Source organism: Kutzneria sp. NPDC052558 (assembly GCF_044547355.1).
In the GTDB taxonomy this organism is placed as follows: Bacteria; Actinomycetota; Actinomycetes; order Mycobacteriales; family Pseudonocardiaceae; genus Kutzneria.
In genome coordinates this window covers 1-14,736 of record NZ_JBIUAG010000004.1, presented here as the reverse complement: position 1 = coordinate 14,736, position 14,736 = coordinate 1, and the positions used below count along the sequence as shown (strand labels likewise).

Genomic DNA, 14,736 nt, shown 5'->3' with positions numbered 1-14,736 from the left:
CTCACCGGTCCCAACTGGGCGGATGGATGTCGTTCCACAGACCTGCCTTTTCCAGCTGCGCGGCCAATGCGAGCAGCTGGGCGTCGCCCCGCCGGCGGCCGACCAACTGCACGCCGTACGGGAGGCCGTCGCCGTCGAGGTGCGACGGCAGGGAAACCGCCGGCTGGCCGGTGAGGTTGGCCCACGGGGTGTAGGCCGACCACGCCAGCATCGCCTCGGCGATCCCCGCCACCCCGTCGGCCTGGAAGTGCCCGAGCGGCGCCGGCGGCCCGCTCGTCACCGGAGTCAGCGCCACGTCGAAGCCCTCCAGCGCCGCTGGGAAAGCGCTGGCATATCGGGCCAGAACTCCTTGCACCGCATGGAGTTCGTGCCCGGAAAGCGCTTCCCCTTCAGCGTGCAGGTGCCGCGTGTACGGCAGCAGCACATCCACGCGATCGGGCGGCACCAGCGACCGCACCGCCGCGTTGACCGCACAAGCGATCGACGTGCGCAACGCGGACCCCACCGGACCGCCGCACCGAGCGGGAATCGGCACCTCTCGGACGTCGTGACCCAGTTCCCACAACAGATCCACCGTCCGCTCCACGGCCCGGACCACCTCGGGATGCGGGCTACAACCGTCCACTCCGGACTCGGTCCACACCGCGATCCGCAGCGGCCCCTCGATCGCGTCGATCAGACTTCCGTTCGGCCGCCAGCCGTCCAGATCGCCGGACCACGGCTGCGCCATGACATCCAGCAGCAGCACCGCGTCCGCCACCGTCCTGGCGATCGGTCCTTCGATGGTGGTGCTGGCGAACGAGGCCGGCGGCACCGCGGCGCTGACCAGCCCCCGACTTGGCTTCACTCCAACGAGATGACAGGTCGCCGCCGGCGTTCGGGTCGACCCCGCACCGTCGCCCGCCTGCGCCAGCGGCAGCAACCCCGCCGCCACCGCCGCCGCGGCCCCGCCGCTGGAGCCGCTCGCGTACCGCTTGAGGTCATACGGCGTGACGGTCGGCCGCCCCGTCACGTCGTTCTCCGTGTAGCAGGTGGCCCCGAACTCCGCCGTGTTGGTCTTGCCCACCAGCACCGCCCCGGCCTGCCGCAACAACCCCGCCGTCCACGCGTCGGCCGCCGGCATGAAGTCCCTCAACGCAGCGGAGCCGAACGTCGTGCGCACTCCCGCCGTCGGATACAAGTCCTTTATCCCCAACGGAAGTCCGAGCAGCGGCGACCACTCCCCCTGAGCAATGCGCTTGTCGGCCCGCACGGCCTCCGCCAGGGCCAGGTCCGGCGTCACCGTGACGAACGCACCGAGCTCCCCGTCCAGCTTCTCGATGCGCCCCAGGTAATGCTCCGTCAGCTCGCGGGAGCTCACTTCACGCCCACGCAAGGCCTTCAGCTGCGCCGCCGCCGACAACTCATGCAGTTCACCACTCATGTGACCACCGTGGTCCCGGTCAGCACCCCGTAAACCAGGCCTGCGATGACGTCCAGGTACTCCGGCGTCAACGGCTGGCGGCCCAGCATCCGCCGATGCATCAGCGGCCCCTCGATCAGGTCCGCCACCAGGGAAAGGTCCGGCAGCTCACCGATCTCGCCCCGCCCCTGCGCCCGCACGATCGCGTGTCGCAGCGGCTCCCCCCGCCCCTCCGCCATCCGCCGAAACGCCAGTTCCGCGTCCGGGTCCCGATGCAGGTCCGCTGTCAGCCCCATCAGCCCGTCGATCCAGGACGACGACCACGACTCCGCGAAGTCGTCCACGATCGCCCTCAGGTCCGCCCGCAACGTCCCCGCGTCCGGATCCACCACCGGCGGCAGATGCTCGGCCAGCACGTCCACCACCAGCTGCGCTTTGCTCGACCACCGCCGGTACACATCCGTCCGGTGCGCCCCCGCCTGCGCCGCCACCTTCGTCAACGTCAGCGCGTCATACCCGCCACCGCGCAGCAACTCCCAGGCCGCGTCCACCAGCCGCTTCTCCAGCCCCGGATCCCTGGGTCGCCCCGCCACGCCGCCTCCAATGCGCTACACGTTGTAGCGCAATAGGCGAGGTCGCCCCGCCCGCCCAGCGCAAGAGCCACCGGCCATCAACTCGGTCGCCCGACGGCGTGGCGTGTGGGACAGTCGCCAGACCGACCTCGCCGTGCCGGAGCCGGTGCCCACCCGTGACGGCGAGCTGACCGTCCAATCGGGACGGATCTGCTCACTCCTGCGCTGGATGGACGGCCGGCGCCATGCCTCGTCGGCCCGGCCCGGACATCTGCGGCTGCTGGGCGCGGCGATGGCCCGGCTGCGCAACCAGGCCGACACGTGGTCGCCGCCGGCGGACTTCGTCCGCATCCGATGGGACTGGGAAACCTTCTTCGGCGAGACCATGGAGTACGGCGGCGTCAACGCGGCAAAGGTCTGGGAACTGCTGCCAGCCGACCTGCGCCGGGACTTCGAGCACGACGATTACGCCCGGCTCCGCAGTGCCCTGCTCGACGGCTACACCACCCACCGCCCCGTCGAAAGCCCGGCAACCTTGGACACCTTCATCGCCGTCCGCGAAGTCGCCTTCGGCCTCTGGTTCGCCGGCACCGCCCAGGCCAACCCGGTCTTCCACGACCGACTTGGCCACGAGTTCGCCGCGATCCGCCGCCGGTTGGCCACCCTCTCCGCCGGCTGACGCGGGCGTTGTCACGCGCCGTAACGGAACGCTGCCACGAGACGACGTTGTTGTGGTCGGGAGGGGCACGTGATGACGTATCGGTTCAATCCGCCACCGAACTGGCCGCCGGCGCCCGCGGGCTGGGTGCCGCCGCAGGGCTGGCTACCGCCGGCCGACTGGCCGCAGCCCCCGGCGGGCTGGCAACTGTGGGTGCCAGCCGCCCCCGCCCCTGTCAGTATGCCGACTCCGGCCGCGGTCCCCACCACAATGCCGGCCCAATCCACACCACCAGTGCCGGACAAGCGAGTGGGGCTGTTCGGGGCCCGCAAGAAACTCGAACAGGTGGAAGCCGAGCTGCGGCAGGCGAACGAGCGCGAACGGCGTCTCCAGGAGCAGTTGCAGAAGGCCGGACGTCGGTACGACGAGCTGCGCGGCAAGGACGCGATCACCGTCGAGAACGAGATCGCGGACGCCCGGCGGGTGTTGGCGGGGATCGTCGGCGAGGCCGAGTCGCAGCGGGCGGCCAGCGCACAGCGGCAGGCCGAGGCGGCGGCCGAGTTGGCCAGGGTGGGGCAGCGGATCGACTCGGCGCAGGGCGAGTTGCAGGGGATTCGCACGCAGATCGTCGAGACCCAGGAGATCGCTCTGCTCCAGGAGGCCGGGATCTACGAGTACCGCCACCGGCTGGCGGATTCCGTCGCCTACAAGACTTCCCTGGAACGGCTCAAAGACTCGATCAAGCTTTCCGCCAAGAACAACCACGCGGTGACGGCGACGACGAACTGGACGGTCAACAACTCGGCCGTCGAGGGCCAGCGCATGGTCCGCGACTTCTCGAAGCTGATGCTGCGCGCCTACAACACCGAGGCCGACAACTGCGTCCGGTCCATGCGCCCGCATCGGCTCGAATCGTCGAAGGACCGTCTGAATAAGACCCGCGACATCATCTCGCGGCTCGGCAAGACCATGCACATCCAGATCTCCGCCGGCTATCACCGGCTGCGCCTGGAGGAACTCGACCTCACCGCGGACTACCTGGCCAAGGTCGATGAGGAGAAGGAGCGCGTGCGCGTGGAGCGCGAGCGCCAGCGGGACGAGGCGCAGGCCCAGCGCGAGTTCGAGCGGGAGAAGGCCCGGCTGGCCAAGGAGCAGTCGCACTGGCGGACCGCCATGGCCAAGTGGACGGACGCGGGCAACGCGGCCAAGATCGCCGAGGCGGAGTCCAAGCTCGGCCAGATCGACGACGCGATCAGGAACGTCGAGGAGCAGGCGGCCAACGTCCGCACCGGCTGGGTCTACGTGATCTCCAACGTGGGCTCGTTCGGGCCGGACATGGTGAAGATCGGGCTGACCCGGCGCCTGGACCCCACCGAACGGGTGCGCGAACTCGGCGACGCCTCGGTCCCGTTCAAGTTCGACGTGCACGCCCTGATCTTCGACGCCGACGCGGTGAGCCTGGAGACGCGCCTGCACCAGCATCTCGCCGGCCAGCGGGTCAACCGGGTGAACCTGCGGCGCGAGTTCTTCCACGTCACGCCGGCCCAGGTGCTGGAAGTCCTGCGCGCCATGGGGTTGCAGGACAACCTCGTCGACTACGTCGAGGAGCCCGAGGCGGAGGAATGGCGTTCCAGCCGGCGCATGGCCGAAGGCGTGCCGGCGGCCTAGTACACGTCGCGGAGGTAGCGGCGGTCGGCGGTGAGTTGTTTGACGTAGGCGGCGGCCTTGTCGGTGGTCATGTTTCCGTGGGTGGCAACGACTTCGCGCAGGGTGCGGTCGACGTCCTTGGCCATCCGGGTGGCGTCGCCGCAGACGTAGAGGTGCGCGCCGTCCTGGAGCCAGTGCCAGAGGTGGGCGCCGTGTTCGCGCATGCGGTCCTGGACATAGACCTTGGCCCGCTGGTCGCGAGAGAAGGCGAGGTCGAGACGGGAGAGCAGGCCGTCGGCGCGGAAGCGGTCGAGCTCGTCACGGTAGTAGAAGTCGGTGGCCCGGCGCTGTTCGCCGAAGAACAGCCAGTTGGGGCCGCCGGCGCCGAGGGCGGCCCGTTCCTCCAGGAAGCCGAGGAAGGGGGCGACGCCGGTGCCGGGCCCGACCATGATCATCGGCAGGGTGGGGTCGGCCGGCGGGCGGAAGTGGGGCGAGCGCTGGATGAACGCCTTGACCGGGGAGCCTTCGGCGCGGTCGGCGAGATAGGTGGAGCAGACGCCGCCATGGGATCCGTACCGCACGACGGACACCGTCAGCCGGATCCGGGACGGGCTGACCAACGGGCTGGAGGAAATGGAGTACTGCCGGGGCTGCAAGCGTTTGAGCACCTCGACCCAGGCCTGCGCGTCGGCTCGGACCGGATGGTCCCGCAGCACGTCGACGGCGTGCCGGCCCCAGGTCCACTTGGCCAGCTCGCCCTTGTTGTCGGGGCGCAACAGGTCCCGCAGCTCCCGGTCGCCGTTGTGCTCGGCGACGAACTGGAGCAGCGCCGGGGTGATCCGCGCGATCTCCAACTCCGCACGGAGCGCGTCGGCCAGCGCGAAGTCGTTACCATCGAGGGAAATCGTTTCACCGCCGGACAATCCGGTGGCGGTGAGCCATTGCTCGACCATAGTCGAGCTGTTGACCGGCAGGACGCCGAGCGCGTCGCCGGTCTCGTAGGCGAGATCGGCCGCGTCGAAGGTGAACTCGCGGACCTCCTTGCCGGCGCCGGGCAGGCTGAGCAGCCGGTTGCCGACGAGCTCGATGTCACGGTGCCGGGCCGGGGTCGTGTTCAGGGCGACGATCACCTGGTCGAGCCAGCGCCGCGCGGTCGCCTGGTAGTCCGGCTCGCAGTCGACCCGCGGCACCAGGTGGACGCCGCCCAGCTCCCGCAGCCGCGAGTCGATCCGCTTGCCATGGCCGCAGAAGTTGTCGTAGCTGGAGTCGCCCAGAGCCAGCACGGAATATCGCAGCCCGGCCAGGGTGTCCTGTTCGGACAGCTCATCCCAGAACCGGGCCCCGTTGTCCGGGGCGTCGCCGTCGCCGAAGGTGCTGGTGATCAGCAGCACCGGCGGACCGGCCCGCAAGGTGTCGGCCGACGCCTCGGCCATGCTGACCACGGCCGGCTGCCAGCCGTTCTCGGCCAGGCGACGGGCGACCTCGGCCGCGAACTGCTCCGCGTTGCCGGTCTGCGAGGCCCACAGCACCGCGATCTCCTTGCCCGGCAGAGGTTCCACGGCACCTGATCCCCGCGAGAACATGCCGGCCAGCAGGCCGTCCACCCAGGCCGCCCGCGACGGCGCGATCGGCGCGTGCGGCGGCAACACCGGCACGCCCCCACCGCCGGCTCCCACCCCGGAGGCGAACCCGGCCAAGTACTGCCGTTCGGCGGCGGTGAAATCGGGGACGGGAATGTCAGCCACACCGAGCAGGGCGGCCAGGTCTGAGCCGGGAGACGCCGCAATCGGCTGGGCGGCGGCGACCTTGGCCAGGGACACCGCGCACACCTTGAACTCGGGCTGGAACGAGATCGGGTCCACCGCGTCGTTGGTGACGGCGTTCACGCTCAGGTACTCGCCGAACAGGTCGTTCCAGTGGAACGGGGCGAAGCAGCAGCCGGGGCGGACCCGGTCGGTCACCACGGCCGGCAGCACCGCCCGCCCGCGCCGGGAGGCGATCTCCACCTGGTCACCGTCCACAATGGACATCACCGCGGCGTCGGAGGGATGGATCTCCACGAACGGCTCGGGATTGAGCTTGTTCAGCTTGGCGACCTTGCCGGTCTTGGTCAGCGTGTGCCACTGGTGCTGCACCCGGCCGGTGTTCAGGGTGAACGGGAACTCGTCGTCGGGCAGCTCGGCCGGCGGCAGGTGCGGACGGGCGAAGAAGGAGGCTTTCCCCGTGGCGGTGGGGAAAACCAGCGAGTCGCCGGCCCGGTAGCGGATGGGGTTGCGGTCGGGGCCGCCCTCGGCGGCCGGCCACTGCACCGAGGTCTCCCGCAGCCGCGAGTAGCTGATGCCGCTCAGGTCGTAGCCGGTGAACGGGTTGCCGGCCCGCTTGATCTCCTCGAAGACCTGCTCGGCGCTGTCGTAGTGGAACGGAAAGCCCATCTCGACCGCCACCCGGGCGATCAGCTGCCAGTCCGGCAGGGCCTGCCCGGCCGGGGCGACGGCCTGGGGCGCCAACACGACGTTGCGCTCCGAGTTGACCATAACGCCCTCGGTCTCCGACCAGATCGCCCCGGGCAGCACGATGTCGGCGTAGCCGTTGGTCTCGGTGTCGGCGAAGGCGTCCTGGGTGATCACCAGCTCGGCGGCTTCGAGCCCCTCGATCACGGTGCGCCGGTTGGCCACTGACGCGACCGGGTTGGTGCAGATGATCCAGCACGCCTTGATGTCGCCGGCGGCCATCCGCTCGAACATCTCGATCGTGCCCCGGCCGACCTCGGTGCGGATCGACCCGGCCGGCACCTGCCACAGCTCTTCGATGAACGTTCGGTCCGCTGTGGACAGCACCGAGCGCTGGCCCGGCAGCCCCGGGCCCATGTAGCCCATCTCCCGGCCGCCCATCGCGTTCGGCTGCCCGGTCAGGGAGAACGGCCCGCTGCCGGGCTTGCAGATCGCCCCGGTGGCCAGGTGCAGGTTGCACAGCGCGTTGGTGTTCCACGTGCCGTGCGTGCTCTGGTTGAGGCCCATGGTCCAGCAGCTCATCCAGTTGCCGGCCGCGCCGATCCACTCGGCCGCGGTGCGGATGTCGTCCTCGGCGATGCCGGTGATGCCCGCGACCACGTCCGGCGGGTAGTCGGCGAGGAACTCGGGCATCGCCGCCCAGCCTTCGGTGTGCGCGGCCACGAAGTCCTCGTCGACCCGCCCGTCGGCGTGGATCAGGTGCAGCAAACCGTTGAGCAGCGCCAGATCCGTGCCCGGCGTGAGCTGGAGGAACAGGTCGGCCTTGGCCGCGGTGGCCGTGCGCCGCGGGTCCACGACGATCAGCTTCGCGCCCTGCTTGACCCGGTCCATCATCCGCAGGAACAGGATCGGGTGGCAGTCGGCCATGTTGGAGCCGATCACCAGGAACACGTCGGCGTGCTCGAAGTCCTGGTAGGAGCCGGGCGGGCCGTCCGCGCCGAGGGAGAGCTTGTAGCCGCTGCCGGCGCTGGCCATGCACAGCCGGGAGTTGGACTCGATCTGGTTGGTGCGGACGAATCCCTTGGCCAGCTTGGTGATCAGGTACTGGGCCTCCATGGTGAGCTGCCCGGACACGTAGAACGACAACGCGTCCGGACCGTGCTCGTCGAGGATCGCCCGCAGCCGGGCGGCGGCCAGGGTGATCGCCCGGTCCACCTCGGTCGGCTCGGCCGGGGCCGCGCGCTCGGCGCGGACCAGCGCCGTGGTCAGCCGGCCGGGAGCGGCCAGCATGTCGTGACTGGTCGCGCCTTTTGTGCACAACCGCCCGAAGTTGGCCGGATGCTCCTTGTCGCCGGCCACCGCGGCCACCCGGCCGTCGCGGACCGTGAGCACGATGCCGCAGCCCACGCCGCAGTACGAGCACACGGTCCTGACCGTCGAATCCGGCACGGCCGCCAACCCTAGGAACGGGCTGTTGCGCGGTGGTGACGCGACCGGCCGCAGCCGTTACATCTACTGCACAATCGCGTTTCGGCCGTGGTGAGCCGCTACCGTGCGATCATGACGACCAAGCAGGAGACCGCCGCCGCGGTGCTGGCCGCGAAGGCCCGGCTGGGCCTGACCTGGCAGCACCTCGCCGACACGCTGAACGCGCCGCTGGCCTGGGCCACGGCCGCGCTGCTGGGCCAGCACCCGATGAGCCCGGAGCAGGCCGAGACCGCCGCCCGCGTGCTGGAGCTCGGGCCGGACGAGGTCGCCGGGCTCGTCGCCCAGCCCACCCGGGGCGCGCTGGACCAGCCGGTGCCCACCGATCCCACCATCTACCGGTTCTACGAGGTGCTCCAGGTCTACGGGCCGACCATCAAGGAGCTGATCCACGAGAAGTTCGGCGACGGCATCATGAGCGCCATCAACTTCAAGATCGACGTGGACCGCCGGGAGGACCCGGGCGGCGAGCGCGTGGTCGTCACCCTGGACGGCAAGTTCCTCAAGTACCAGTGGGGCTGACACCGCCGGCCGGCCGCGCCGCCCGGGTGTCGGGTGGCGTGGCCGGCGCGTCTGCGGTGATATGTCGGGATGAGCAAGAAACTCGACCGCGAGCTGTACGAGACGGAGCTGCTGCGGCTGCAGGGTGAACTGGTCAAGCTCCAGGAGTGGGTGCGCGAGGAGAAGGCGCGCGTGGCCGTGGTGTTCGAGGGTCGGGACGCCGCCGGCAAGGGCGGCGCCATCAAGCGGGTCACCGAGTTCCTCAATCCCCGCGTCGCCCGCATCGCCGCCTTGCCCGCGCCGACCGAGCGTGAGCGGTCGCAGTGGTATTTCCAGCGCTACGTCGCCCATCTGCCGGCGGCCGGCGAGATCGTGCTGTTCGACCGCTCCTGGTACAACCGGGCCGGCGTCGAGCGGGTGATGGGCTTCTGCACGCCTGAGGAGCACCGGCGTTTCCTGCGCCAGGCCCCGATCTTCGAGCGGCTGCTGGTCGAGGACGGCCTGCTGCTGCGCAAGTACTGGTTCTCCGTGTCGGACAAGCAGCAGGAGAAGCGCTTCCACGACCGGCTGGACGACCCCATGCGGCGCTGGAAGCTCTCGCCGATGGACGCCGAGTCGATCACCCGCTGGGAGGACTACTCCCGGGCCAAGGACGAGATGTTCGCCCGCACCGACATCCCCGAGGCGCCGTGGCTGGTGGTCGAGAGCGACGACAAGCGCCGGGCCCGGATCAACATGATCGCCCACCTGCTGTCCTCGATCCCGTACCACGACATCAAGCGGTCCAAGATGCGCCTGCCGGATCGGCCCCCGTCAACCGGCTACCAGCGGCCGCCCAGGGACAGCCAGACCTTCGTCCCCGATCACGCCGCCTCGCTGGCCTGAACCACCCTTCGCCCGACCAGCGCCGTGTACCCGCAGAGCACTGCCAGCCCCAGCCACCACGGCAGCGGGAAGTACCCCGCCGCCGGCGCGTAGTGGGCCGTCACCTGCGGATACTCCGTGCTTGTCTGCTGCACCGCGAACGCCGCCGCCGGCGTCAGCCGCAGCAGCCACTCGGCCGCCGAGTCGGACAGTAACGGCAACACCGTTACCCCGTACGGCACCGCGACCAGCGCCAGCCCGACCACCGTCGCCGCCCATCCCCGGCGCAACCACACCCCAAGCCCGAAGGCGAAGACAGCGCACAGCCCCACCACCGTCGCCAGCCCGACCACGACTCCCGCCCCCGTCAGCACCGACACCGACTGCACCGCGATGCCGTTGCCCCGCAGGATCGCCAGGCCAACCGGCACGACGATGCCGGCGGACAGGAGGGTCGTGAGGAAGGCGGCCAGCCCGATCACCGCCGCCCGCGCCGCTCGAGCATCGGCAGTCGCGGCTCTGTCTCTCGCGGTTTTCGCACCGTAAGCGGCGGCGGTGATGAGCACGATGATCAGCGCGATCAGGAGGCCGGGGAGGAGCGACCGGGGGCCGAAGGCGGGGTCCTCGGGCAGGGGGCCGATGTCGCCGGTGCCGCTGACGGTGGTGACGCCGTCCTTCTCCACCGAGCCGGAGGGGTTGCTGTGCTTCTCCCAGTCGGTGTGGTTCATCTCGCCGACGGCCTCGCTGCGCCAGGCCCTGGAGCCGCCGGTGACGGCGAGATGGTCGAAGACGCCGACGGCCTGGGAGAAGCGGAACTGGTCGACCGGGCCGTCCACGGTGAGATCGCCGGGAGAGGTGGCGAACAGGCCGACCTGGGCGGTGTCGGGCAGGCCGGCGAGGGTGGCGGTCCCGACGGTGTGCCACTGCTGGCCGTCGACGGAATCGAAGGCGGTGATGGTGTCGCCGGAGCGGGTCAGCCGCAGCCACCGCGGCGAACTGCCGGCGCTGCCGGCGACGTCGTACCGGTAGTCGTGCTGGAAGTGCACGCCGTGGCTGCCGGTCATCGAAAGCGCGGCGTAGGCGGAGCCCTGCCGCACACCGTCCTTGACGATGACGCCGGCCTTGGCCCACGGCACGAGCCCGGGCACGATCTGGTCGTGGTCGGGCGGCGGATAGGTGATGGTCCCGGTCATCGAGGCCAGCCGCACGGTGACGCTGCCCTGGCGGCCGAGATCCCGGTGCACGAACCAGAACCGGTCGCTGACGACGGAGCCGTCGGCGGCGACGGGGGCGGCCGGGCAGGTTCCTTCGCAGGACGCGCGGGTGGCGACGGCGTACAGCAGGCCCAGGCCGATGATCGCGAGCGCGGCGGCGGCCAGGGCGACAAGGCGGCCGGGACGGCGGAACGCGGACCACTCCCGCCGGAGGAGTTCGGTGGTCGACATGGCCCCGGTTCTACGGATCGGCGCATAGCAGGGCCCGAACCGGCGTTGTCATCCCGGTGTTAGGCCGGCCGAGGCATGCTGGTGGCGTGATCAGGCTGCGCAGCGGGACCGTGGGAGTCCGGTTCACCCTCCTGTACGCCGTGGTGTTCCTGTTGTCCGGCGTCGGTTTGCTGGTGCTGACCTTCCTGCTGTCCCGGGGCGGCATGACGACCATGGCCCCGGAATCCCCGACACGGCCCGATCTCGACGCCGCTTTCCAGCACATTCGGGCCCTGCAAGCGGAATTGGACGACGTGCACACGCAGCAGACCCGGCAGCTGCTGGCCGGCTCGCTGCTGGCGCTGGCCGTGATGGCGGTCGTCTCCGTGCTGCTCGGGCGGGCGCTGGCGCAGCGGGTGCTGCGGCCGCTGCGGCTGATCACCACGGCGACGCGGCGGATCTCCGCCGACAGCCTGGACCGGCGGCTGGCGGTGGCCGGCCCGGCCGACGAGGTGAAGGACCTGGCCGACACCATCGACGAACTGCTCGAACGGCTGGAGGCGTCGTTCGCGGCGCAGCGCCGTTTCGTCGCCAACGCCTCCCACGAGCTGCGCACGCCGCTCGCCACGATGCGGGCGTCGCTGGACGTCGCCGCGGCCAAGCCCGACCCCGCCGCCTCCACGCTCGCGTTGGCCGAACGGCTGCGTCCGCAACTGAACCGGATCGACCACTTGCTCGACGGTTTCCTGATGCTGGCCCGGGCCCAGCACGGCGCCATGGCCGACGCCGATCCCGTCGACCTGGGCGATCTCGTCGACGCCGCCCTGCGGGAACGCGCCGCCGACGCCGAGCGGAAGGGCCTCGCCGTGGACGTGGACGTGCCGGCCGCGACGGTCACCAGGGGCAGCCCGGCGCTGCTGGCCCGGCTGGTCGGCAATCTCGTCGACAACGCCGTGGCGCACAACGAGAACGGCGGCTGGATCAAGATCACCGGCTCGGCCGGGGAGGCCGAGGCGGTGCTGGCCGTGGAAACCGGCGGCCCGGTACTGGACCAGCGTCAGGTCGAGCGGCTGACCCAGCCGTTCGAACGCCTCGGCGGCGAGCGCACCGGCTCGGCCGGGCTCGGACTGTCCATCGTGGCCGCCATCGCGCTGGCCCACGGCGGCCGGCTCGCCCTGGTCGCCCGCACCGAAGGCGGCCTTCGTGCCACGGTCACGCTGCCGGGGGCGGCGGCATGAGGATCCTCGTCGTCGAGGACGACCATGCCCTGGCCGAGGTCGTCGCCGAGGGCCTGCGCGATCAGGGGATGGCCGTGGACCTCGCGCACGACGGCCTGGAGGCGGCGGCGAAACTGGAGTTGGCAACGCACGACGTGGTGGTGCTGGACCGGGATCTGCCGGGCCTGCACGGCGACACGCTGTGCCAGATGATCACCGAGCGAGCCGTGCGGCCGATGGTCCTGATGTTGACCGCCGCCGGGGCGCCGGGCGATCGGGTGAGCGGGCTGACCTTGGGGGCCGACGACTATCTGGCCAAGCCCTTCCATTTCCCGGAGCTGATCCTGCGCATCCGAGCGTTGGCCCGCCGCCGGCCGGACGCGCGGCCCCGGACGGTGCGGGTGGCCGGCATCGAGCTGGACCCGGTGCGCCGCACGGCGGTGCGCGACGGGCGGCAGCTAGCGCTGTCGGTGAAGGAGTTCGCGGTGCTGGAGGCCCTGTTGCGGGCCAGCCCGGGCTTTCTCAGCACGGAGACCCTGCTGGAGCGGGTCTGGGACGAGAACGCGGACCCCTTCACCAACACGGTCACGGTGACGGTGGGCCGGCTGCGGCGCAAGCTCGGCAGCCCGCCCATCATCACCACGACCCCGGGGATCGGCTACCGCATCACCTAAAATTGGTCGACGACCAATTTCACAGGGCAAATGAACACCTCGGCCTCACTGACGCACCCGCCCCGGCCGCAGCGTGACCACGGCGTCGCGGATCTCCGACCGCACCGAGGAGTCGCGGGTCTCGGTCGCCCAGGCGACGTAGCCGTCGGGACGGATCAGCGCCGCCGTGACCCCGGCCCACTCGGGACGTTCCTGAGGGGCAAGCGAATACGCCGCCACCCCGTGTGCGGCGAAGGCGGCCTTCGCTTCGTCGTCGTCGACCGCGATCTCGGGCAACGCGACGAGCGCCGGCCGCGCGTCGTGCAGGGCATCGAACAACGTGGTGCCGATCAGGGGAAGGTCCTGGGCCCGCGAGCCGGCCAGCGGGTGCCCGGGCAGGTCGTACTTGACGGAGAAGCCGGCCAGGCGTTCGGCGAGCGCCTTGGAGAACGCGGGAACGGTGACGATGAAGTGCGACAACAGCTCGCGCAGCGCGAGGACGTCGTCGTCACGGTAGTTGAACAGCACGGACTGGCCCCGCGTCGCGACCAGCAGGTCCACGCCGACCGGCCGCCGCTCGGCGTGGTACTGGTCGAGATACGAGTCGGGGGCCAGGCCCTCGATCACGTCGGCGATCCGCCACGCGAGGTTGGCCGCGTCCTGGATGCCCACGTTCATGCCGACGCCGCCGGCCGGCAGGTGGATGTGGGCCGCGTCGCCGGCCAGGAAGATCCGCCCGACCCGGTACGACGAGACGAGCCGGGCCGCGTCCCCGTAGCGGGACAGCCAGAGCGGGTCGCGAATCCCGAAGTCCTCGCCCGTGATGTCGGCGACCGCCGTGCGCAACTGCTCGAGCGTCAGCTTGTTGTCCTCGGGCAGGGTGGTCGAGTTGCCGACGAACCGGTACAGGCCGTCCTTCGGCAGCGGCACCAGCAGCACGTTGCCGCGCTCGTTGGCCACGCTGAGTGGCAGCCGGTCGGGCGGGTTGTCGAGGGCGACATCCCCCAGATAGCCCCACCTGGCCGGACTCGTGCCCTCGAAGTCGACACCGATCGTCTTGCGCACGAAGCTGTGGGCCCCGTCGGCCCCGATCAGGTAGGTGGACTCGATGTCGTACGTCGAGTCCCCCGAACGCACCGTCGTGACGACGACGTCGCCCTTGTCCGCCACCGCGATCACCTCCTGCCCACGGCGGATGTCCGCCCCCAGCGCGCGGGCCGTGCGCTCCAAGAGGATCTCGGTGTCCTCCTGGGCGTACAGCAGGGTGAACGGGTAGGGCGTGTCGAGCACGCTGAAGTCCATACGGTCCTTCAGGTTCCCGAAGTGGCCGTTCGGAATCTTGACGCCCGCGTCGATCGCCTCCCGCGCGATGCCGCGCTGCCCGAACACCTCCAGCGTGCGCGGATGGACGGTGAGCGCCTTCGAGTACGGCGTCGGCCGGTCCAGCCGTTCGATCGCCACCACCTCGACCCCCCGGCGCGCCAGCTCCGCAGCCGCCCACAGGCCCACCGGCCCCGCTCCGACAATCGTGACGTCGACCATGCCGACCACCCTCCAGATTTGGTCACTGAACAAGTCCGATTCCTGTGTAGCAGCGAACGCGAGGCCGGGTCAAGAACCAGCGAGGAGGACTCGATCACGCCGTCGAGCGCCCCTTCGACCGAGACCTGAACGGATCGGTACAGGTCGTAGCCCTCGCAGCGCTAGCCCCAAGGCCGTGTAGTTAGGCGGTTGTGGTGATTGTCAAGGGTCTGCCGGGGTCAGGATGTCGATGCCCACGGTGGCCTTGTAGCTGGTCCGGTCGATGTTCGGTCCTCTGGCCTGGTATTTGGAGATGGCCCGTTTGACGATGCGTGGGCAGAC

11 protein-coding genes are annotated in these 14,736 nt (G+C 70.5%); 6 read left to right on the top strand and 5 right to left on the bottom strand.

All coding sequences use genetic code 11. The features are described 5' to 3' along the window. Position 1: 1 nt before the first annotated feature. Together ACIG5F_RS08995 and ACIG5F_RS08990 are read right to left on the bottom strand one after the other, a co-directional pair. Positions 2-1,423: an amidase gene (locus tag ACIG5F_RS08995; protein ID WP_396516911.1), complete on the bottom strand. Its 1,422-nt coding sequence runs from the start codon at positions 1,421-1,423 to the stop codon at positions 2-4. After that, positions 1,420-1,995, bottom strand: a complete 576-nt coding sequence (locus ACIG5F_RS08990; RefSeq protein WP_396516909.1) for a TetR/AcrR family transcriptional regulator — start codon at positions 1,993-1,995, stop codon at positions 1,420-1,422. The genes ACIG5F_RS08995 and ACIG5F_RS08990 overlap by 4 nt, the downstream gene beginning before the upstream one ends. A 103-nt stretch (positions 1,996-2,098) precedes the next feature. Between ACIG5F_RS08990 and ACIG5F_RS08985 the strand changes: the two genes are divergently transcribed. Both ACIG5F_RS08985 and ACIG5F_RS08980 read left to right on the top strand, forming a co-directional pair. After that, positions 2,099-2,653, top strand: coding sequence for a hypothetical protein (locus tag ACIG5F_RS08985; protein WP_396516908.1), 555 nt, complete (start codon positions 2,099-2,101; stop codon positions 2,651-2,653). Between the two features lie 273 nt (positions 2,654-2,926). Then, entirely contained in the window at positions 2,927-4,300 is a 1,374-nt protein-coding gene (locus tag ACIG5F_RS08980; RefSeq protein WP_396516907.1) for a DUF4041 domain-containing protein, read from the top strand. On the opposite strand, the gene ACIG5F_RS08975 is transcribed toward ACIG5F_RS08980, so the two are convergent. Continuing rightward, positions 4,297-8,178, bottom strand: a complete 3,882-nt coding sequence (locus ACIG5F_RS08975; protein WP_396516906.1) for a molybdopterin-dependent oxidoreductase — start codon at positions 8,176-8,178, stop codon at positions 4,297-4,299. The genes ACIG5F_RS08980 and ACIG5F_RS08975 overlap by 4 nt on opposite strands. A 111-nt stretch (positions 8,179-8,289) precedes the next feature. On the opposite strand from ACIG5F_RS08975, the gene cynS reads away from it, so the two are divergent. Together cynS and ppk2 are read left to right on the top strand one after the other, a co-directional pair. Continuing rightward, a complete protein-coding gene (gene cynS / locus ACIG5F_RS08970; RefSeq protein ID WP_396516905.1) occupies positions 8,290-8,736 on the top strand; it encodes a cyanase in 447 nt (148 codons plus the stop codon). Between the two features lie 69 nt (positions 8,737-8,805). After that, on the top strand, positions 8,806-9,600 hold the full coding sequence (gene ppk2 / locus ACIG5F_RS08965; RefSeq protein ID WP_396516904.1) for a polyphosphate kinase 2: 795 nt from the start codon (positions 8,806-8,808) through the stop codon (positions 9,598-9,600). Here ppk2 and ACIG5F_RS08960 read toward each other — a convergent pair. Further along, on the bottom strand, positions 9,579-11,024 hold the full coding sequence (locus tag ACIG5F_RS08960) for a DUF1349 domain-containing protein (RefSeq protein WP_396516903.1): 1,446 nt from the start codon (positions 11,022-11,024) through the stop codon (positions 9,579-9,581). The genes ppk2 and ACIG5F_RS08960 overlap by 22 nt on opposite strands. 86 nt (positions 11,025-11,110) lie before the next feature. Between ACIG5F_RS08960 and ACIG5F_RS08955 the strand changes: the two genes are divergently transcribed. Both ACIG5F_RS08955 and ACIG5F_RS08950 read left to right on the top strand, forming a co-directional pair. Then, complete coding sequence (locus tag ACIG5F_RS08955) at positions 11,111-12,241, top strand: sensor histidine kinase (protein ID WP_396516902.1); 1,131 nt, start codon at positions 11,111-11,113, stop codon at positions 12,239-12,241. Further along, the gene (locus ACIG5F_RS08950) at positions 12,238-12,894 is read left to right on the top strand and encodes a response regulator transcription factor (protein WP_396516901.1); all 657 of its coding nucleotides are present in this window, start codon (positions 12,238-12,240) and stop codon (positions 12,892-12,894) included. The genes ACIG5F_RS08955 and ACIG5F_RS08950 overlap by 4 nt, the downstream gene beginning before the upstream one ends. A 45-nt stretch (positions 12,895-12,939) precedes the next feature. Here the strand turns inward: ACIG5F_RS08950 and ACIG5F_RS08945 are convergent, their stop codons facing one another. Beyond that, positions 12,940-14,415: an FAD-dependent monooxygenase gene (locus ACIG5F_RS08945; protein ID WP_396516900.1), complete on the bottom strand. Its 1,476-nt coding sequence runs from the start codon at positions 14,413-14,415 to the stop codon at positions 12,940-12,942. Positions 14,416-14,736: the final 321 nt, after the last annotated feature.